Genomic DNA, 18,588 nt, shown 5'->3' on the forward strand with positions numbered 1-18,588 from the left:
ATGAAACGAATTTGGAGCCAGTGCCTCAAAGAATTAGCCCAATTCCGTCGCGATCGCCTCACCGTCGCGTTGGCTTTTCTGTTGCCCCTAATCTCGTTGCTGATTCTCAGTTTCGCCATTCGGCTAGAGGTCAAAAACATTCCTCTAGTGGTTCAAGATTTGGACAACACTCCCCTCAGCCACAGCTACATTGAGCGCATCTTCGCAACGAATCAATTCACAGCGACACAATGGCCCGGAGGCGACCCCGCAATTCACGCCTTAGATCATGGCTTTGCCAAAGCGGTTGTGACCATTCCCCCAGACTTCAGCCGTCAGATTCAATCGGGTCGTGGCAGCGATATTCAGGTTTTGATCGATGGTACGGACACTAATAACGCCAGAGTGATCCAAAATAGCATTCACGCTACCACAACGTTCTTTCTGGCTAGTGCTGGGTTAGAAACTACAAGTAATCCGCTTAAACCCCGTCTTCGTCTTTGGTTTAATCCAGGGCGCAAAGAATCGCTCTACATTGTACCAGGAGTTTTTGGGTTTCTTCTCTGGGTGTTTCCCGGTATCCTAGCAGCAATGGCAATGGTGCGCGAGAAAGAAAAAGGGAACATTGTTCAGGTCTATGCCTCCAGCATGACTGCCACCGAACTCTTGATTGGTAAAGGATTCGCTTACCTTTTGGTAGGTCTTGGTGAAGCGCTGGTTTTGATGCTCATTGGCTCGTTCATTTTTCAACTAGGATTTGCTGGAGATCCATTGCCGCTTTTGATTGGCACTCCTCTTTATATAGGAACTAGCGTGATGTTTGGTCTACTGATCGGATCACGGGCAAAAGATTTAATCGCAACAATTCAGGCGATTTCCTTAATTGGCTTCATGACCGCATTGTTGTTGTCTGGCTTCATCTATCCAGTCAAAAACATTCCCTTTCCGCTAGTTCACCTCGCTGACATTGTTCCAGCCCGTTACTTCATTCAAATCAGCCGTGATGCCTTTGTGCGCGGAACTGGATGGCTCGGTATTTGGTTCTCAATGGTAATGCTTGCTGTTTTGGGATTGCTTTTCTTCTTGATTGCAAACCGAGCTTTGCATAAGATGCAGTTACCAGATTAAAGCATTGATAAGGTTTGAAGTTTCAGCTTTGCCTACTCACCCTACGTATAGTAACTAAATTCAAAAACTCAAAGGTATAGAGAAAGATGAAAGCGATTTTGTTAAATACGACAGTTCTAATCACGCTATTACTGGTGATTGGTCTTTGGTGGCGGGGAGCCGTGCGCTTGCGCTTTTTACCTTGCCCGCCCTGGCTAAGTAGTTTTTTAGAAAATCCATATATGGATGCTGTTGCTGGCAGTTCACTGATTCTAGACCGTCTCAACCTGGCTCCCGGCATGAAAATCCTAGATGTGGGATGTGGACCAGGTCGTATCAGTATTCCTGCGGCTGAGAGAGTTTTACCCAATGGTGAAGTCGTTGCACTGGATGGTCAGCCAGCAATGCTGAAAGAAGTGGAAAAACGGATCGCTGTAAAGAACTTGACCAACGTTCGGACGCTCTTTAGCCGAATTGATCAGAGTGAACTTGAGCAGAATACATTCGATCGTGCATTGCTAGTAACTGTCTTAGGTGAAATTCCTGATCGCGAGGCAGCACTCCAACACATATTTGCTGCTCTGAAACCGGGTGGCTTGCTTTCCATAACAGAGGTCATTCCAGACCCTCACTATCAATTCTATGGAACTGTACGCCGTTTAGCTGAAGCTGCGGGATTTCAGTTCGATCGATATTATGGCAACTGGTTCGCTTTTACAGTGAACTTTATAAAGCCCGACCAAATATAACAAGCCTTTCTCTATCCTATCAGCCGTCTTCCCAATGTTAGTTAAAGTTCTCCGTCACTTCATCTCCAGTTCCTTTCTGGCGCTTGCTATCAAGGAAATTCAGCAAATTCTTCAAAATAAGGAGATTGTTGTCCTGTTGACGATCGCGCCAATTCTGCAAATCATGCTCTACGGCTTTGCCCTGAATCCCGATATCAACAAGATCGATTTAGGCATTGTCGATTATGCTAATGTGCCCGAAAGTCGAGAACTAGTTTCCTCGTTAACCGAGAATCAGGTGTTTGTGGCAAAACAATTCTCACCGAGTCAAGAAGAACTGGGTCAACAGGTACGAAAGGGGAATGTAACGATTGGGTTGGTCATTCCACCAGAGTTTAAACGGCAGTTGACTCAGAATAAATCAGCAGATTTACAACTCCTAGTAGATGGAGTTGATGCAAACACGGCTGGCATTGCGAGTGGATATATGCTTCGCATCATTCAGCAGTATGGTCGCCAACTATTGCCCACTTCAACGCCACCTTTGGTACGTCCTGCCCATACGTTTCTATATAATCCTGGTTTAATCAGCAGTTGGTTCTTTGTGCCAGGTGTAATCGGCATCTCAATCACACTTGTTAGTTCCCTAGTTTCTGCACTGACTGTGATCCGTGAGAAGGATACTGGAACGCTGGAACAGTTGCTCATGACTCCAGCCGCAATATGGGAGATCTTGGTTGCAAAAATTGTACCGCTATTTGTGTTGCTAATGGGAACGATGCTGCTGGCATTAGGGATAGCTCGGTTAGTGTTCGGCTTACCCGTGCGAGGCAATTTCCCCTTACTTTTGCTGCTTTCGGGTTTGTATTTATTTGTCGGAATTGGAATCGGAATTATGCTGGCAACGATTGCCCGAAATCAGCAGCAAGTTGTGTTGACGGCATTTTTTATCAATATTCCATTAATTCAGCTTTCGGGCGCGATCGCTCCGGTGGAAAGTATGCCACCCTTCTTTCGCGCTCTATCTTGGCTCAATCCTCTCAGGCACTTCGTGCAGATTCTCCGAGGCATTCTACTCAAAGGGATCGGGTTAGAGATGCTTTGGCTTCATGTGTTGGCATTAATGCTCTTTGCGGCTATTTTCTTAGCAGTGAGTATTGGACAATTTCGGAAGCAGCTTTCTTAACAACCAAGATAGAACGCTGAAGATAGTGCTGTTTCCAAAGGAGATTAACTTCGCTGTACGTACTGTTCATATGATGGACAACTTCCACCTAGAGCGATCGCTAGCCTGAATCCAAATTAACCAAAAATTAACCACTCAAATTTCATATTTCATTCTGATTTCATAAGTTTCTGAGACTCTAGTGTATGGAGCTAGTTGCAATAGATACTACCTCCAGACAAAACGATTATGTCTGCTAATTTATGTGAGGGTGAATGGTGCAAAAGACTTTCATAGACTTAACTAGAGTTGGATCAATTGTTTTTGGTGCAACGTTGACATTGGTAAGCAGTAGCTTCGCTGCTGAGGTTGCTCCGCCTCAACTGAATCCGAACGAACCAGAAGCGATCGTAGAAAACTCTACTGACGCGCTCGAAACTGTTTCTCAATACTCCGAAGGGATGACTAGCAATTCCCTCAGTCAAGTTACTTCGGTGTCTCAGCTATCTGATGTTCGTCCAACCGATTGGGCATTCCAAGCATTGCAATCCCTAGTCGAGCGGTATGGTTGTATCGCAGGGTATCCCGACCGAACCTATCGCGGCAATCGTGCTTTAACACGCTATGAGTTTGCGGCAGGTTTGAATGCTTGTCTCGATCGTGTCAATGAATTAATTGCTGCGGCTACGGCTGATTTAGTCAAAAAAGAAGATTTAGCAACTCTCCAGAAACTGCAAGAAGAATTTTCGGCTGAACTGGCAACATTACGAGGTCGTGTAGATGCCCTAGAAGCACGGACGACAACTTTGGAAAAACAGCAGTTCTCTACGACTACGAAGTTGGCAGGGGAAGCAATTTTCGCTTTAGCAGACGCATTTGGAGATAGAGCCGCTAATGGTACCGATTTGAATGCAAATACGGTTCTCGCAAATCGAGTTCGTCTTTCTCTCAATACCAGCTTTAATGGTCGGGATTTGTTGTTCACTCGTCTGAATGCAGGAAATATTCCTAACCTTGCTGGTGTCACGGGCACTAATATGACCCGATTGAGCTATGAATCCGGTGTCAATAATCAGCTGGGCATCGATAAACTTTACTATCGTTTCCCAGTAAATGAGAAATTGACTGCCTACGTGGGAACAACTGGGCTTGAATCAGCAGTCGATTTGATTTTCCCTTTGAATCGGGCTTTTGAGAGTACTGGGACAGGTGCTATTTCCCGGTTTGGACGCTTTAATCCAATTTATCGGCAAGCAGTGGGTGCAGGTGCAGGTTTAACCTACAATTTCAGCAACTCTGCATCATTATCATTGGCGTATCTTGCGAGTGATGCAACAGCGAGCGATCCGAGTGTCGGTCGTGGAGTATTCAGCGGTCCCTATGGCGCGATCGCTCAACTTACGCTACGACCCACACAAGCACTGGGCATCAATCTACTTTATATCAACTCCTACAATCGTCTTAATGTAGGTGTCGGAAGCACCTTTGCGAATTCTCCATTTGGCAGTGGGATCGCAGCGTCTGCCAATTCTTTCGGGGCAGAAGTCAGTTTCCGCCTCAGTCCTCGATTCATTTTAGGCGGTGAAGTCGGTTGGGTTCTTGCAAACGCCGAATCTTCCTCTGCGCTAGTGGCACGAGGCAGTGATGCAACCATTTTCAACTGGGCTGCGACCTTGTCGTTACCCGACTTAGGGAAGAAAGGGAATTTAGCTGGCTTGGTGATTGGTCAACAGCCTAAAGTCATTCGCAGTGACATTGCTGCTCGTGAAGATGCCGATACCTCATTGCATCTAGAAGCATTCTATCGACTGGCGCTGACAGACAAGATTTCCGTCACTCCTGGCGTGATTGTGATTACAAACCCAGAGCACAATTCAAGCAATGACACCATTTATGTGGGCACCATCCGAACCACATTCAGATTTTAAGTTGGCTTTCTAGGCACTTATCCGATGGGTGAGCGTTGGGAAAGATTGATTACCTTTGTATTTACACCATCTTCGGCGAGGCATAGTATTTTGCCTCGCTTTTATTTTTACTGATTAAATTGTCCTGTCAGTAGTTTATGCTTCGCGACCTTTATAACTTTCTCGTATTCTTCTGACAAATTGATGAATGTGCGGTAAACAATCTACCGTGCGATTAAGAAGTTCTGAAAATAGATTAAGCGAGGTGTCTTATGACAACTGCAACTGTGAATGATTGCATCCAGGACTGCCTAGAATGTTTACGAGAATGCGAAGTTTGCGCGACTGCCTGCTTGACCGGAGAGATGTCAGCAATGATGGCAGAGTGTGTTCGCCTCTGTCACGACTGCGCTGATTTGTGCGACATTTGCGCTCGGCTGATGATGCGCGGCTCTAGTGTCCATCAGGAAGCTTGTCTTGCCTGTGCAAAAGCCTGTGAACTCTGTGCTCAAGAATGTGAAAAACATAGTGATCATGCAGTTCACTGTAAAACCTGTGCAGAAGCTTGCCGCCAATGTGCCGCAAGTTGCCGAGCAATGGCACAGGCAGCTTAACCGCTAGAAGTGACAGTAACTGAATTCAATTCTATTATCTGGGCATCCTGCTTATCACAGGCAAGATGCTCAAACGATAGCTTACTGTTTGAGGAATCATGCTATGAGACCGGATTACCTCATTGTCGGCAGTGGTTTATCAGCATTAGTCTTAGGTGCGTTGATGGCAAACTCCGGCAAGATTGTGCAAATTCTTGAAGCCCATGAACATCCAGGGGGCTTTGGGCACACCTTTACAATGGCGAAAACGTATCAGTTTAATGCTCAACTTCACTATGTTTGGGATTGCGGCGAAGGGCAAACTGTAAATCGGGTACTTAAAAAACTAGGTCTAGATCAAGACGTAACCTTTGAACGGTATGACCCAGATGGTTTTGACCATATGCGGATGCCGGGGTATGCGTTGGACATTCCTTCGGAACCGGAAGAATTAATCCAGCGATTATCAACACTCTTTCCTACCCATCGCGATCGCATTCGCCAATTTATCAACGAAGTCGAAAAGACAGGGGCAGGCTTGAAAAAACTCGCTCCTCCACTCCGACCGATTGAACTGCTTAAACATTCAAGTGAAGTCGGTTGCGCCACTCAGTATGTCAACAGCACCCTTCAAGACGTATTCGACAAGTTTCAGCTACCACAAGCTGCCCAAACCTTGTTAGCACTGCAATGGCTCGATTTTTTACTGCCGCCCAATCAACTCTCATTCTATGCCTGGGTTGCTTTGTTCAGAGGGTATCAAGCAGGTGCATTTTACCCAACCCAACATTTTGAACACTTCATCAATTCGTTAGTTCAAGTGATTGAATCACACGGGGGGCAAGTCTTGCTCAACCATGAGGTCACGAATTTTAAGGTCATAGACCAAACGGTTATAGGTGTTGAAGCGATCGATTTAACGACGCATCAAACCTGTGAATTTACAGGAGCCATCGTGATCTGCAATATGGACCCCAAAAAAGCCGCCAAAATGATCGGTGAGGAGAAGTTTTCCAAGAAAGTGCGTCGCAAACTTAATTACGAGTATTCTGCATCTAACTATATGGCTTACTGCGTGGTCAAAGACCTTGATCTTCGAGACTATGGATTTGGTAAGTGGAATCTCTCGCATACAGGTCACCAAGATTTGAACGAAGCCTTTGCTCAGATGTATGAGCGCCATGATTTCTCCAATCCTAGTTTTGCGATCACAACGCCCACCTTACTGACCGAGGCACATCGAGATTGTCCAGAGGATTGTCAAATTGTCGAATTCCTGACCGTTGCTAACTACGACTACTTTAAGCAATTACGAGAACGCGATCGTACAGCCTATAACCGGAAAAAACAGGAAATTTTGGATTCAATTCTAGATGTCGTGGAAGAGCAGTATGTACCGAATTTTAGGAAGCATATGGTTTTTCATGTGACGGGCAGCCCTACTACCAATGAACGCTTTTGTTGGTGCCCCAATGGAAATTCCTACGGTTCCAGTCTAACCCCACGCAATATGGGTTTAGGGCGCTTAAATCATGAATCCTCATTGAAGCATTTTTACTTTTGCAATGCGTCATCAGGATATCCGGGCTTTGCTCCCACCGTTTGGACAGGAGCATTACTCTATCAACGGTTATCCGGTGACGCAATCTTGAGCAACAACTAAACCCGCGATCGCACTTAACCTATTCCATTTGATTTGAGGTCAATTATGAGAATTGCTGTCATTGGAGGCGGCGCTAGTGGCATGGCTACAGCCTACCTGCTTGATAAACAAGGGTATCATGTCACGGTGTTTGAGCGGCAACCCATGTTAGGAGGACATATTCGGACACTGAACAAAAACGTGAAGCCAAACCAATCCGAGTGCAATGAAGTTTTGGAAAGTGGTCCACTCGAATTTCCTACCGCATTTCACAACTTCGTTGCTCTGATGCAAGAACTAGACGTGAAACTAGTACCCGTTGACATCGGTTCAGAATTGTTTCCTAAAAATGGAGGTCATTTTCTATCTGAAGTTGCTATCCAGAAAAACTTCACTGGCATCCAACGCTTAATCGAGTATCTTCGATTCGATAGCATCTATGTTCGTTCCGCCGGATTATGGCTAAAAACACGATTCGCGGACATGAAAGATTTCTACGACCAACCACTATCTCGTTATCTAAAGAACGACAGTACTGGCAGCCTGTGGCTTAAGTTGTTAACAATGTACAGTTACTCAACACCGTTCGATCAGATCGACAATTTTCCAGCAGAACTGGCAATTCCAATGTTACGCGATTACCTTGCAGTCAACTGGCTCAGGGTCGAAGGTGGAGTATATTCATACATTGAAAAAATTCTAGAGCGCTTTCGTGGGAAAGTTTGGCTGAACGTGGAGATTGCCAATATTTCCAGAAGCTCAGATAGTGTGAAAATTGAGCGATCGAATGGCGAAACGCAGGAGTTTGATAAAGTTGTGTTTGCCACACCGCCTGATCAAGTGATAGCTCTTCTAGCTGATCCAACTGATGCTGAAATTAAGCGCTTCTCAGCTTGGAAAGCGAATTATGCAACCACGATCGTTCATACAGATACTTCCATGTATGACAAACAGGGGATTCGATACCCCACAGAATTTGATTTCTTCCAAACAGACACCCGCTGGGGCTATAACGGTTGCTTAAATCAGCTTTGCGGTATCCCGTCGTCACCACAGCACCATTTCCTATCGTTTCAATTGGAGGAGATAATTGCTAAAGATCGCATCATTCACATTCAGCAACATCACACGCCGTTGTATACGACTGAATCTTTTCGATACCGAGATGAAGTTGTCGCTACCAATGGAGAGAACCATACATATCATGTAGGAGCCTATCTGGGAGACGGCTTGCATGAAGGAGCGATTACATCTGCCTTTCGAGTCGCTGAACTCATTGGTTAAGCTCTAACTCTATCTAGATGCAGAATTATTAATTCATTCGACGAGGAGAACTTTATTATGCTTGGATTGCTTTTAGGACTTGCACTGCTTGTAGTTGCTGTAGTTTGGTTTCAGCGACAAGGACACAGCAGACACAACCACGGTGGCTCTAATGGGCATCACAGTGGACATGGGCATAGGAGCAGTCGTGGTGGTGGTTGCCACTAGCCTGTTTAGAAATCCCCTTTTCAAAATTAGTAGATCGCTGCTGCCTCCCATTTTGTGATTAGCCTTGTTAAACTAAAAGCCCAATGAGTAGAAGATTATTTGTTCTATTGTTCTGTCTGTTTGTCGTGATGATTGGCTTCGGAGTGACGTTGCCAGTTCTTCCCTTCTATGCCAGACATTTAGACAGAACAGTGGGAGTTTCTCGCGAAACAATGGCGCTTCACATTACGCTGCTATCAAGTATTTATGCTTTTATGCAGTTAATTTTTGCTCCGTTTTGGGGGCAGCAAGCGGATCGGATTGGAAGACGACCGTTGATGTTGCTGGGAATTGCAGGGTCTGCGATCTCACAAATTCTATTTGGTTTTGCAACATCGTTGTGGACACTATACGTTGTAAGAGCCATTGGAGGTCTTTTATCATCAGCAACATTGCCTGCTGCAACAGCTTATGTCACTGACGTAACGACTGATCGCGATCGCAACCGAGGCATGGCATGGCTGGGAAGTGCAGTAAGTCTTGGAATTATTACAGGACCAGCTTTGGGAGGATTGACAACTCGCGAAGACTTGCACTTTACACTAGGATTCATCGACATCAAAATCGAAAACTATGCACCTCCGTTCTTTTTATCCGCAGTTTTCATGTTCTTTGCGCTGCTTGCCGCCGTAAAATGGTTGCCGGAATCGTTGCCTTCAACTGTCTCCTCCGTTTCTAGTCGCAATGTGGAAATGAAATGGAAAAATCTTGATAGCAAACTAAAGCTGTTACTTGCTTTAACCTTAATTTCACAGTTTGGACTCGCAATATTTGAAGGAACCTTTGCACTTTATGCCCAGGAAAAATTAGGCTATGGTCCAACGCAAACTGGATTCGCTTTTATGGTTTGTGGGGCAGTTATGGCAGTATTTCAAGCGATCGCCGTTAATCTTTTATCGCGAAGAATTAACATTATTGCTCAACTTGCATTAGGCTTTGGTTTAATGGGGTTAGGCATCGTGTTACTGCTGCTCGTCCGAATCCTGCCATTCGTTCTAGGGGCTGTGGGTTTACTAGCCTTGGGTATGGCGTTAGTTGCTCCGAATCTTTCAGCTTTAATCTCTAAACGCGGAGGTCAGCACGTCGGAGCGGTACTCGGAATTCAGAACGCGGCAAGTAGTCTGGGGCAGGTGGGAGGTCCGATGTTAGGGGGAATGCTATTTGCATGGCAGGCAAGCGCACCGTTCGCGATCGCAGGCGTTTTTCTGATGAGCATCGGTCTGGTTGTGGGTTGGAAAGAAAGAATGAGACACCATTAAGCTGGAGTGTAGTTTATGCCTGTTGAGAAAGACGGAAGTTCCAAAACACCGAACCCACAACACTTTGGCAGTAGCTTATTGATGTTACTCTCTTTCCTGCTGCTGTTTCATTTTGTGGTGATGCCAGGTCTACGCCGTCCATCAACAGAAGTTCTCTACAGTCAATTTCGCAAAGACGTAAAAGACGGAAAGGTTGCCAAAGCTGAGATTGGACAAGACCAAATTCAGTACATTCTCAAAGCTGATTTACCCAAAACCCAACAACCGCAGTCCGATGGTGCGTCACCCACTCCGAATAAAGTCTATGTCACAACTCCCATTCCTAACGATCAAAGTTTGCCAAAACTGCTCGAAGATAGCAATGTAGAATTTGGGGCAATCCCGCCCGATCGCGGCAATTTCTTCACTACACTGCTTGGTTGGATCATTCCACCCCTAATTTTCGTTAGCATTTGGGCATTTGTTCTCAACCGCGCTCAAGCGGGAGCCGGGGCAGCATTGACCGTTGGTAAAAGTAAAGCCCGCATCTATTCTGAAGGGAATACAGGCGTGACGTTTGCAGATGTCGCGGGGATTGATGAAGCGAAGGAAGAACTGGAAGAAATTGTTGATTTTCTCAAAGACTCTGCCAAATACACTCGTGTTGGAGCAAAAATTCCCAAAGGTGTCTTGCTAGTCGGTGCGCCAGGAACTGGGAAAACACTATTGGCGAAAGCCGTTGCTGGAGAAGCCAGTGTTCCATTTTTTAGCATTTCTGGCTCTGAATTTATTGAACTCTTTGTGGGTGTGGGCGCGGCGCGGGTGAGAGATATGTTTGAGCAGGCAAAGAAACAAGCCCCTTGTATCGTGTTTATCGATGAATTGGATGCCTTGGGTAAATCTAGAGCTGCTGCTGGTTCGCCATTGGGTGGCAATGATGAGCGGGAACAAACTCTCAATCAATTGTTAACAGAGATGGATGGATTTGAGGCAAATACAGGGGTAATTATTCTCGCAGCCACCAATCGACCGGAAGTGCTTGATCCAGCCCTTCGCCGTCCAGGTCGATTTGATCGTCAAGTCGTCATCAATCGCCCAGATAAGCAGGGACGAGAAGCGATTCTGAGAGTTCATGCTAAAGCAATTCAACTAGCAGAGGATGTCGATTTAAGTGTTATTGCGACTCGTACACCCGGATTTGCAGGAGCCGATTTAGCAAATCTAGTGAACGAAGCAGCGTTACTGGCAGCCCGTCAGAACCGCATTTCAGTGACGATGGCAGATTTTAATGAAGCGATCGAGCGCGTCATTGCAGGTTTGCAAAAGAAATCTCGCGTGCTTAATGAAGTTGAAAAGAAAACTGTTGCCTATCATGAAGCAGGTCACGCGATCGTAGGAGCGTTAATGCCTGGAGCGGGCAAAGTGGAGAAAATTTCGATTGTGCCGCGAGGGGTTGGGGCATTGGGGTATACGCTGCAATTACCCGAAGAGGACCGTTTTTTAATGGCAGAAGACGAGATTCGCGGTCGCATTGCCACACTGCTAGCCGGACGAGCTTCGGAAGAAATTGTGATTGGCAAAATTTCTACGGGAGCGAGTGACGATATTCAAAAGGCAACGGATCTAGCAGAGCGAGTTGTTACGCTGTACGGCATGAGCGAGAAATTGGGACCTGTGGCATTAGAGAGAGTGCAACAGCAGTTTCTAGATGGTGTTGTTAATCCTCGTCGCCCGGTGAGTCCTGCGGTTTCGGAAGTGATTGACCAAGAGGTGAAAGCGATCGTCGATCGCGCTCATCAAATGGCGTTAGATATTCTGACCGCAAATCGAGAGTTGCTAGAGGATATGACCTATCAGTTGCTTCAGCAAGAAGTTTTGGAAGGAAGCCTTCTTCACGAATATCTTTCTAACGTACAATCTCCAACCCACTTAGAAACTTGGTTACGCACAGGTCAGCTTGCTAGTATCACTGAATAAATTGACCTGCTAAGTTTTGCGGTGAGATGAATAGGATTGTTCATTGCATTGTTTGATGAATTCATTGGGGTTTCTCCTTAGTTTGATGAGAGGTGATGTAAACAGGTTGATTCAGAGGAGTAATTCGATCGAATGGGTAGAACCGAAAGACTGCTCGCCCGACAATATCGCTGCGCGGGACAAACCCCCAGTAGCGACTATCAAAGCTGTTATTTCGGTTGTCGCCTAACACAAGGTAAGAATCGGGAGGAACAACAACCGGATTCCATTGTTTTGCTGGAGCAGCGATGTAAGGTTCGTTTAGAGCAGAACCATTGACATAGACTTGCCCATTCTTGATTTCGACAGTTTCTCCGGGCAACCCAACCACTCGCTTGATAAACGCATCCTTAAAGTTTTGCTGCCTCAAACTAGCTGTGGGGTTGAAAACTACAATATCTCCGCGTTGGGGTGGAACAAAGTCGTAGCTCAGCTTATCTACAATTAGGCGATCGTTAATTTGAAGCGTCGGTTCCATTGAGCTAGAGGGAATGTAACGAGCTTCTGCGATGAATGTCCGAATGCCCAACGCAAGGATAACACTCAAGCTTAGTGTTTTTAATCCCTCTAGCCAAGCATTTTCAGATTTAGAAGGTGGAGTCGATCGCTGTAACTTTAGTTGAGGCATTTTCTTTGTTGGGTTGAGAAGTGATACACCTGATTATGCTCCTACAGGTGAAGACGTATCTACAGGTTCAGCTTTGGTAAGTGCTGCTTGCAGTTTTGCTTCATCTTCTCTAGATAACGAGGTTCGTAACACTTTGCCTTCAAACTTGCTGATTTCCTCTAGAACTTTGTCTGGAGTCGATTTTCTAACCAAAATGAAAATGGCAGAAGTACCTGGTTCTAGAGTGTTTCCAATTTCTCGAACGAATTCGTCATCGATGCCAACATCAGTCAACGCTCCGGAGAGTGCGCCAACCGCCGACCAAACAGTGCCAGCATCGGATGTAGAAAGATGACACCGAATAGCAATCCCCAAAAACCACCAGATAATGCGCCCGATGCAACGAGTTCTTGAGTTTGCTTGATCTTAACCTTGCCTTGCTTGTTCCGCACTACGATCGCAGCATCTTCTAAATCAATCAAATACTCTCGCTCCAATTTTTTAGATCGATGAGAACTTCGTCTGCTTTGAACTCATCTTTGAACCCGATCGCAATTAAATCACTCATTCGTTTGCTCCTTAATCTTGAATTGCTGTAGAAGAGTTGTAGGTTTCAAAGGCTATCAAGCGATGAACAACTACTTCTTAATCTAAACCCCCTAGTGGACTGGAGAGGCAAGTGGTAAAGCTTAAGATCTTCTGAAAACAAACTGTCCTTTGAACTAGCTTCAGTAAAAAAGCACTTTGGTTCCACAAAGCAGCTTTAACCCCTACTGAATACGATAAGCAGCAAGAATGAAATAGAGGTGAAAAATCAGGGCTACTGCTCCCCGCAGCAATTTTTAGTTAAAAACCTGAATTGCTACGCTCCAAACTTTGAGAAATCAGTAGAATGTCTTAATTGAAAACTAAAGTTTTAAGCAATTAAGGATTAGTCACATGGCATGGTTAAGATTGACGAAAACAGCCCTGTATTTGATGAAAAGCGGAGATGCCTGCTATATCGACAAAGTGGAATTGTCTGGAGAGAAACGGAACCAGGTGAGAATTCCTAGAAACTGGTTTACAGGCAGTGACGCTCCTGGTGCAATGGTAATCGAAGATATAGAACCTCCTGCCTGTCGTATTGCGAGCAATCCTCCGACAATTCCAACCCCTCGACCACTGCTTGGCAAAAAAATAGTGCTTGATCCCGGACATGGAGAAGATCGCGATCCAGGTGCCAAAAATGCTGAAGGTCGTACAGAAGCTGGAGAATCTTTGAAACAGGCAAAGCTAGTCCAGGGATTCTTACAGGCTAGAGGGGCAACTGTAACACTGATTGACAACGCGCTCAATCTCTCCCTAGAGGAGATTGGGGCACGGGGAGCCGGAGCAGACTGTTTTGTTGCTTTACACCTCAATTCTTTCAACGCGGCAGTACAAGGACATGAAGTTCTGATCGATCGCAATGGCACAGATGTAGATTTTCGGTTTGCCACAATTGTTAATCAAGAACTCGATCAAGTACTAAATATTCCAAATCGCGGTGTGAAGCGACAAGGACTAGCTGTTTTGAGAGCCGTTCCTCTACCTGTTCCGGCGATCTTGACGGAATCTTTTTTTATCGATGCGTCTTCAGGGACGCAAGTAGATGATCTGATTCTAAAATCTGCACAAGCGATCGCTCGCGGGATTGAACGGTTTCTCATAGCTTGAGCATCTTCAGTCGATCAGTGATTGCGTGTTCCAAACAACCTTTTGGCTCAACAATTCACGACCCGATTTCTTGTTTGAGTTGAGCGACCCAAGTTTTAATGCGATCGTCAGTCAAGTCCGACTGATTATCCTCATCCAGCGCAAGACCTACGAACTTTCCATCTCGCACTGCTTTTGATTCGGTGAATTCGTAGCCCTCAGTAGACCAATAGCCAATTGTTTCGCCGCCTTGCTCAGAAATCTTTTCTTCTAAGATGCCGATCGCATCTTGAAACGAATCCGCGTACCCGACCTGATCACCTTCACCAAAGTAAGCAACCTTTTTGCCGCTGAAATCAATTTCGTCTAACTGCTCGAAGAAGTTATCCCAATCATCTTGCAGTTGCCCGACGTTCCAAGTTGGGCAACCAATGATAATGACTGAATACTTCTCGAAATCGCTTGGTTCCACACGAGAAATGTCATACAAATCAACGGCATCTTGTCCAAATATTTGCTGAATTGTCTCTGCTGCGGTTTGCGTGTATCCTGTCTGCGTTCCGTAAAATAATCCAATGTCTGCCATATCATCTCCTATCTAGGATAGTGTTTCAGCTTGACCTTAAAACCCTCAAGAGCAGCTTATAGAAAGGTTAATTCAGTAACTTCCCTCCGATGAAAGACTTACAATTTCTAGCCTAAGTCATAGTCAAGTTTCATTTTGATTTCATTCCTTTATGCAGTCTTGAAATAAACGGGCGGTTAGTGCTAAACCGAAGGCGTGAAATCCGTCCAAAATACACTGTATTGCATTTGACTCTCCAGTAGACTGGATGGTTCAGAATGAACTAAAGACATCAATGGAATTTGTAGGTTAAATATGCGTCGCTCAACATTCAAGACAGGTTTACTTGGACTTTCGCTCGGTGCAGTCATCGCGGTTGGTGGACTATCTGCTTGTTCAAATTCCGCTCAAAATTCAACCTCGAATCAAAGCCCAACTGCAACAGGTTCACCGATGGCAGGAATGCCAGGGATGGATCACAGCAATATGAACGGCATGATGATGAACATGGATTTAGGTCCGGCGGGTGCTGAGTATGATCTACGCTTTATTGATGCCATGCGATTACATCATCGAGGCGCGATCGAGATGGCAAAAGAAGCTCAGCAAAAGTCAAAACGTCCTGAAATCCAATCGCTTGCCCAAAACATTATTGTGACTCAGAACCGCGAAGAAAATGAGTTGATGGCAAAATGGCGGAAACAATGGTATCCCGATGCGCCTGAAAGTTTTGTGGCTTACAATTCACAGCAAAATAAATCTATGCCAATGTCTCAGCAGCAAAAAGACAGCATGGCAATGAACATGGATTTGGGAGCAGCCGATGAGCAGTTTGATTTGCGCTTTATGAATGCCATGATTTCTCATCATGAAGGCGCGATCTCAATGGCAAAAGATGCCTTGCAAAAGTCAAAGCGTCCTGAGATTCAAAAGCTTGCCCAAGAGATCTCAACATCCCAGCAAAAGGAGATTGATCAGATGAAGCAATGGCGCAAAGCCTGGTATAACCAGTAAAACTCTTCATTCGTCTGAATTAAGAGCAGTAACTTCAGCAATCAGGCTACACAGTTCTCGACTGTGCGGATCATCAAGCGGTTTACCCGCCCAACGATTCCTGTACTGCTCTAATTCGGTTTTGAGCGCGAGCATCTGCGCTATCTGGGCTTCAAGCTGGGCAATTTTTCCGTCTAACAGTTCACGCACTATTGGGCAAGCTGGATTACCATGCTGACGTACATTCAGGATCTGTTGAATTTCTGAGAGGGAAAACTGAAGCGATTGAGCTTTCTTGATAAACTGAAGACGCTCGATCGCATCCGCATCGTAATAGCGGTAGTTACTTTCACTCCGATGCTTCGGTTGAATCAATCCCAGACTCTCGTAGTATCGAATCGTTGCAACAGCGAGTCCAGTTTGCTGAGCAATTTCACCAATTTTGAACAGGGGAGTTTGAGAGATTGCTTTTTGTGAATGAACCACAATCCTAGCTCCTATCTGAGATCGCAGATTTACCACCCATAGAGACAGCAAGTATAACAACAAACGTCACACTTGCCGCCGAGGTAGATCAATTTGCTATCTTGATATTACTGAGCCGTGCCAGAGTGGTTCATTCTAGGCATCGAATTTCCTGATTTTTTCATCATCTCCATTTGTTGCCGCATCTTTTCCATGTCTTCTTTCATGGTTTTGCAGCAAGCACATCCAGACTGATTGCTAGGTTTAGCTTGATTCGGCTGTTGAGCAAGTTGAAGGTTATTTTCGGAAGCATTTTTCGGATTTTGGTTGATAGATTGAGCAGAAGCAGTTCCGGTTGATAGCGCGATCGCAGCAAGGGTGCCACCCAAAAAAGTGAGAATTTGAGTTTTTATGTGCATGAAAGACTCCAATTGTTTACTCATCAAAACCAATCCGTTATAAACTCTCTAGTCCACTTGAGAGTCAAGTTTTTCGAGCTAACTTCGATCGCGAGTGATATTTCATTCCAGTTTCATTTTCGTGTGAAACACTGAAGATTAAGTGCCGAACAACGCTTAAAGCAAGTTTGCTGAAGAGATCAATTTGTCAAATTATCTCTTCAGCCCATCCATGACAAAATCGCTTTACGAGCCACAGACACTTTGATCGGTTTTATGATGTTGAAGATTCAGCTTCTAAAATTCGCTAAAGAAAGGATTGCGGTTAGTGTTGCTACATTAGCTGCACTATCGCTGATATGGTTCAGTCTGGGACAGCAAAAAACTATTCCTCCCAAAGATCCCGATCGAACTCCGCCGTTAGTTATGACTGGTGGAGATCCATACATTCGGGCTTTAATGCGAACCATTTCCGCCAGTGAAGCTCAAGATAGTGATCCCTACACGGCGCTTTACGGTGGACAACACATTACAGATTTGAGCCAACATCCCAATCAGTGCGTCACGATCGTGTCAGGACTGCACAAAGGAGAATGTACGACTGCCGCGGGGCGCTATCAGTTACTCAGTACAACCTGGGATGAAAAGGTTCAGCAATATCATCCTGAACACAGCCAAAACACGTCAGACACGGTTTCTGAAAGTTTTCAGCCAAAACAGCAAGATGCTGTAGTTTACGCTTGGTTGAGCGATCGTAACGCCTGGGAAGTTGATATCAATGCTGAACTCGAAAAAGGAAATTTGAACGAAGTCTTGAAGCATTTATCTGCAACCTGGACAAGTTTAGGCTATGGAATTGAAACAAATTCTGTGACATTACAGTTACCTAAAATCTATCAGAAAGCATTAGCCGAAGAGTTAGCTCTTGCAAAGCTATCAGCATCAGTGAAGTAGGTTTTCAACTGAACTTTGTCAGTTAAGAATTGGAAATTTCATTCTGATTTCATATTCTTATGTTTTCTTAATATGTAGCAAGGGCGATTAAATCGACCTTCGTAGCCGAGATTTGTCTTGCAATTTCGGTGTTGCTCATTCTTGGGTGAGTGCGACAGCTTTGCTGCACGGAGACGTGTTCGCTTCGCTGAACGGAGATGTGTTCGCCAGTCAAACTGCTTAAACCTTTTCTTTTTGTCAACATGAAACGCCTAAAACCTACATTTTTCGGATTTTCCTTTACTGCCCTGATCAGCTTGAGTGCGCTTACGGCTTGCTCATCCAGTACAGCTCAGAATTCAACCCCAGCCAGTTCTCCCGCTGCAAGCACGATGTCCGGTATGGATCACAGCCACATGAATGCTGGCAAAAAGGATCATGGTGCAATGGATCACAGCAGCATGGGACACAATATGGATTTGGGTCCTGCTGATGCTGAATTTGACCTGCGCTTCATCGATAGCATGATTCCCCACCATCAAGGTGCAGTAGATATGGCGAAGGAAGTGCTGCAAAAATCAAAGCGTCCTGAACTGAAAAAACTGGCTCAGGATGTGATTACGGCTCAAGACAAGGAAATTAGCCAGATGCAGCAGTGGCGCACAGTCTGGTATCCTAAAGCACCTAGACAACCGATCGCTTGGCACGCTGAGATGAATCACTCGATGCCCATGTCAAAAGAACAAATCAAAGCAATGAAGATGAGCATGGATTTAGGCGCGGCAGACGATCAGTTTGACTTGCGGTTTATCAATGCAATGATTCCGCATCACGAAGGAGCCGTGACAATGGCAAACGATGTTTTGCAAAAGTCAAAACGCCCGGAGATTCAGAAGTTGGCGCGAGAAATTATTGCCTCGCAGCAAGCCGAAATCGATCAAATGAAACAATGGCGCAAAGCCTGGTACAACCAGTAGAGGATTTCATCCCTGTTTCACATTCGGGTGTCACAATGTAAAGAGTTGTGCAATATCAGGAAACTTCG

20 protein-coding genes are annotated in these 18,588 nt (G+C 45.3%); 14 read left to right on the forward strand and 6 right to left on the reverse strand.

What is annotated here, in order from left to right:
- The 10 genes from LEPBO_RS0134795 (at position 1) to ftsH (ending at position 11,866) form a co-directional block, all read left to right on the forward strand.
- On the forward strand, positions 1-1,107 hold the full coding sequence (locus LEPBO_RS0134795; RefSeq protein ID WP_017292213.1) for an ABC transporter permease: 1,107 nt from the start codon (positions 1-3) through the stop codon (positions 1,105-1,107).
- An 86-nt stretch (positions 1,108-1,193) separates the two neighbouring features.
- Positions 1,194-1,835 (forward strand): class I SAM-dependent methyltransferase, encoded by a 642-nt coding sequence (locus LEPBO_RS0134800; RefSeq protein ID WP_017292214.1) that lies wholly within the window; start codon positions 1,194-1,196, stop codon positions 1,833-1,835.
- A 34-nt stretch (positions 1,836-1,869) separates the two neighbouring features.
- Positions 1,870-3,000 carry an ABC transporter permease gene (locus LEPBO_RS0134805; protein ID WP_017292215.1) on the forward strand — a complete coding sequence of 377 codons (1,131 nt, stop codon included), beginning with the start codon at positions 1,870-1,872 and terminating at the stop codon, positions 2,998-3,000.
- Positions 3,001-3,254: 254 nt separating this feature from the next.
- Entirely contained in the window at positions 3,255-4,907 is a 1,653-nt protein-coding gene (locus tag LEPBO_RS0134810) for an iron uptake porin (protein WP_017292216.1), read from the forward strand.
- 251 nt (positions 4,908-5,158) lie between these two features.
- Entirely contained in the window at positions 5,159-5,500 is a 342-nt protein-coding gene (locus LEPBO_RS39505; protein WP_036047177.1) for a four-helix bundle copper-binding protein, read from the forward strand.
- A gap of 103 nt (positions 5,501-5,603) precedes the next feature.
- Positions 5,604-7,142 carry a phytoene desaturase family protein gene (locus LEPBO_RS0134820; RefSeq protein WP_017292218.1) on the forward strand — a complete coding sequence of 513 codons (1,539 nt, stop codon included), beginning with the start codon at positions 5,604-5,606 and terminating at the stop codon, positions 7,140-7,142.
- Positions 7,143-7,187: 45 nt separating this feature from the next.
- Positions 7,188-8,405 carry an FAD-dependent oxidoreductase gene (locus LEPBO_RS0134825; protein WP_017292219.1) on the forward strand — a complete coding sequence of 406 codons (1,218 nt, stop codon included), beginning with the start codon at positions 7,188-7,190 and terminating at the stop codon, positions 8,403-8,405.
- A gap of 57 nt (positions 8,406-8,462) precedes the next feature.
- A complete protein-coding gene (locus tag LEPBO_RS44235) occupies positions 8,463-8,612 on the forward strand; it encodes a hypothetical protein (protein ID WP_154660854.1) in 150 nt (49 codons plus the stop codon).
- 83 nt (positions 8,613-8,695) lie between these two features.
- The gene (locus LEPBO_RS0134830; protein ID WP_051077916.1) at positions 8,696-9,910 is read left to right on the forward strand and encodes an MFS transporter; all 1,215 of its coding nucleotides are present in this window, start codon (positions 8,696-8,698) and stop codon (positions 9,908-9,910) included.
- Between the two features lie 15 nt (positions 9,911-9,925).
- Positions 9,926-11,866 (forward strand): ATP-dependent zinc metalloprotease FtsH, encoded by a 1,941-nt coding sequence (gene ftsH / locus LEPBO_RS0134835; RefSeq protein WP_017292221.1) that lies wholly within the window; start codon positions 9,926-9,928, stop codon positions 11,864-11,866.
- A gap of 61 nt (positions 11,867-11,927) precedes the next feature.
- Here the strand turns inward: ftsH and lepB are convergent, their stop codons facing one another.
- Genes lepB through LEPBO_RS45200 form a run of 3 tightly spaced genes read right to left on the reverse strand, consistent with a single transcriptional unit; the run spans position 11,928 to position 12,994 of the window.
- Positions 11,928-12,533: a signal peptidase I gene (lepB, locus tag LEPBO_RS0134840; protein ID WP_017292222.1), complete on the reverse strand. Its 606-nt coding sequence runs from the start codon at positions 12,531-12,533 to the stop codon at positions 11,928-11,930.
- 33 nt (positions 12,534-12,566) lie between these two features.
- Positions 12,567-12,806 (reverse strand): DUF1269 domain-containing protein, encoded by a 240-nt coding sequence (locus LEPBO_RS45195; protein ID WP_242049426.1) that lies wholly within the window; start codon positions 12,804-12,806, stop codon positions 12,567-12,569.
- Positions 12,803-12,994, reverse strand: coding sequence for a DUF1269 domain-containing protein (locus tag LEPBO_RS45200; RefSeq protein ID WP_242049425.1), 192 nt, complete (start codon positions 12,992-12,994; stop codon positions 12,803-12,805). The genes LEPBO_RS45195 and LEPBO_RS45200 overlap by 4 nt, the downstream gene beginning before the upstream one ends.
- A 457-nt stretch (positions 12,995-13,451) precedes the next feature.
- On the opposite strand from LEPBO_RS45200, the gene LEPBO_RS0134850 reads away from it, so the two are divergent.
- The gene (locus LEPBO_RS0134850) at positions 13,452-14,210 is read left to right on the forward strand and encodes an N-acetylmuramoyl-L-alanine amidase family protein (protein WP_017292224.1); all 759 of its coding nucleotides are present in this window, start codon (positions 13,452-13,454) and stop codon (positions 14,208-14,210) included.
- Positions 14,211-14,265: 55 nt separating this feature from the next.
- On the opposite strand, the gene fldA is transcribed toward LEPBO_RS0134850, so the two are convergent.
- Entirely contained in the window at positions 14,266-14,775 is a 510-nt protein-coding gene (gene fldA, locus LEPBO_RS0134855) for a flavodoxin FldA (protein ID WP_017292225.1), read from the reverse strand.
- Between the two features lie 294 nt (positions 14,776-15,069).
- Here fldA and LEPBO_RS0134860 point away from each other — a divergent pair, with 294 nt between their 5' ends.
- Entirely contained in the window at positions 15,070-15,768 is a 699-nt protein-coding gene (locus LEPBO_RS0134860; RefSeq protein ID WP_017292226.1) for a DUF305 domain-containing protein, read from the forward strand.
- Between the two features lie 6 nt (positions 15,769-15,774).
- On the opposite strand, the gene LEPBO_RS0134865 is transcribed toward LEPBO_RS0134860, so the two are convergent.
- Both LEPBO_RS0134865 and LEPBO_RS0134870 read right to left on the reverse strand, forming a co-directional pair.
- Positions 15,775-16,233: a heavy metal-responsive transcriptional regulator gene (locus LEPBO_RS0134865; protein ID WP_017292227.1), complete on the reverse strand. Its 459-nt coding sequence runs from the start codon at positions 16,231-16,233 to the stop codon at positions 15,775-15,777.
- Between the two features lie 107 nt (positions 16,234-16,340).
- Positions 16,341-16,631, reverse strand: a complete 291-nt coding sequence (locus LEPBO_RS0134870) for a hypothetical protein (RefSeq protein WP_017292228.1) — start codon at positions 16,629-16,631, stop codon at positions 16,341-16,343.
- 255 nt (positions 16,632-16,886) lie between these two features.
- On the opposite strand from LEPBO_RS0134870, the gene LEPBO_RS0134875 reads away from it, so the two are divergent.
- Positions 16,887-17,564, forward strand: a complete 678-nt coding sequence (locus LEPBO_RS0134875) for a glycoside hydrolase family 24 protein (RefSeq protein WP_017292229.1) — start codon at positions 16,887-16,889, stop codon at positions 17,562-17,564.
- Positions 17,565-17,806: 242 nt separating this feature from the next.
- A complete protein-coding gene (locus tag LEPBO_RS0134880; RefSeq protein ID WP_026149151.1) occupies positions 17,807-18,520 on the forward strand; it encodes a DUF305 domain-containing protein in 714 nt (237 codons plus the stop codon).
- Positions 18,521-18,588: the final 68 nt, after the last annotated feature.

It is taken from the genome of Leptolyngbya boryana PCC 6306 (assembly GCF_000353285.1).
In the GTDB taxonomy this organism is placed as follows: Bacteria; Cyanobacteriota; Cyanobacteriia; order Leptolyngbyales; family Leptolyngbyaceae; genus Leptolyngbya; species Leptolyngbya boryana.

Excerpts from the sequence above, each read along its gene's own strand:
- LEPBO_RS0134860 (WP_017292226.1), top strand. The coding sequence starts at position 15,070 with ATGCGTCGCTCAACATTCAAGACAGGTTTACTTGGACTTTCGCTCGGT.
- LEPBO_RS0134830 (WP_051077916.1), top strand. The coding sequence starts at position 8,696 with ATGAGTAGAAGATTATTTGTTCTATTGTTCTGTCTGTTTGTCGTGATG.
- LEPBO_RS0134810 (WP_017292216.1), top strand. The coding sequence starts at position 3,255 with ATGGTGCAAAAGACTTTCATAGACTTAACTAGAGTTGGATCAATTGTT.
- LEPBO_RS0134870 (WP_017292228.1), bottom strand. The coding sequence starts at position 16,631 with ATGCACATAAAAACTCAAATTCTCACTTTTTTGGGTGGCACCCTTGCT.
- LEPBO_RS0134795 (WP_017292213.1), top strand. The coding sequence starts at position 1 with ATGAAACGAATTTGGAGCCAGTGCCTCAAAGAATTAGCCCAATTCCGT.
- LEPBO_RS0134800 (WP_017292214.1), top strand. The coding sequence starts at position 1,194 with ATGAAAGCGATTTTGTTAAATACGACAGTTCTAATCACGCTATTACTG.
- LEPBO_RS0134825 (WP_017292219.1), top strand. The coding sequence starts at position 7,188 with ATGAGAATTGCTGTCATTGGAGGCGGCGCTAGTGGCATGGCTACAGCC.
- LEPBO_RS0134875 (WP_017292229.1), top strand. The coding sequence starts at position 16,887 with ATGATGTTGAAGATTCAGCTTCTAAAATTCGCTAAAGAAAGGATTGCG.
- LEPBO_RS39505 (WP_036047177.1), top strand. The coding sequence starts at position 5,159 with ATGACAACTGCAACTGTGAATGATTGCATCCAGGACTGCCTAGAATGT.
- lepB (WP_017292222.1), bottom strand. The coding sequence starts at position 12,533 with ATGCCTCAACTAAAGTTACAGCGATCGACTCCACCTTCTAAATCTGAA.
- ftsH (WP_017292221.1), top strand. The coding sequence starts at position 9,926 with ATGCCTGTTGAGAAAGACGGAAGTTCCAAAACACCGAACCCACAACAC.
- fldA (WP_017292225.1), bottom strand. The coding sequence starts at position 14,775 with ATGGCAGACATTGGATTATTTTACGGAACGCAGACAGGATACACGCAA.
- LEPBO_RS0134880 (WP_026149151.1), top strand. The coding sequence starts at position 17,807 with ATGAAACGCCTAAAACCTACATTTTTCGGATTTTCCTTTACTGCCCTG.
- LEPBO_RS0134820 (WP_017292218.1), top strand. The coding sequence starts at position 5,604 with ATGAGACCGGATTACCTCATTGTCGGCAGTGGTTTATCAGCATTAGTC.
- LEPBO_RS44235 (WP_154660854.1), top strand. The coding sequence starts at position 8,463 with ATGCTTGGATTGCTTTTAGGACTTGCACTGCTTGTAGTTGCTGTAGTT.
- LEPBO_RS0134850 (WP_017292224.1), top strand. The coding sequence starts at position 13,452 with ATGGCATGGTTAAGATTGACGAAAACAGCCCTGTATTTGATGAAAAGC.
- LEPBO_RS0134805 (WP_017292215.1), top strand. The coding sequence starts at position 1,870 with ATGTTAGTTAAAGTTCTCCGTCACTTCATCTCCAGTTCCTTTCTGGCG.